Annotated in this window: 1 protein-coding gene; it reads right to left on the reverse strand. The window is 62.1% G+C overall.

Translation table 11 applies throughout. The features are described from left to right. On the reverse strand, positions 1-528 hold a 528-nt coding region (locus tag GVL52_RS28480; RefSeq protein ID WP_280179127.1), incomplete at both ends, for a TCP-1/cpn60 chaperonin family protein.

A 528-nucleotide genomic window follows, 5' to 3' on the forward strand; every position in this document is an offset into this window, starting at 1 on the left:
CGGCCAGGGTCACCTTCTCGATCGTCAGGCCCACTTCCTCGGCGATCACCTTGCCGCCCGTCAGGATGGCGATGTCTTCCAGCATGGCCTTGCGGCGGTCGCCGAAGCCAGGTGCCTTCACGGCCACGACCTTCAGGATGCCGCGGATCGTGTTCACCACCAGGGTCGCCAGGGCTTCGCCCTCGACTTCTTCGGCGATGATCAGCAGCGGACGGCCGGCCTTGGCGACTTGCTCCAGCGTGGGCAGCAGGTCACGGATGTTGCTGATCTTCTTGTCGAACAGCAGCACGAAGGGGTTGTCCAGCAGGGCGGCCTGCTTTTCGGGGTTGTTGATGAAGTAGGGCGACAGGTAGCCGCGGTCGAACTGCATGCCTTCCACGACATCCAGCTCGTTGTCCAGGCTCTTGCCGTCTTCCACGGTGATCACGCCTTCCTTGCCGACCTTGTCCATCGCATCGGCAATGATCTTGCCGATGGATTCGTCGGAGTTGGCGGAGATCGAACCCACCTGGGCAATTTCCTTGGAGG

Source organism: Rhizobium sp. 18055 (assembly GCF_902706285.1).
In the GTDB taxonomy this organism is placed as follows: Bacteria; Pseudomonadota; Alphaproteobacteria; order Rhizobiales; family Rhizobiaceae; genus Rhizobium.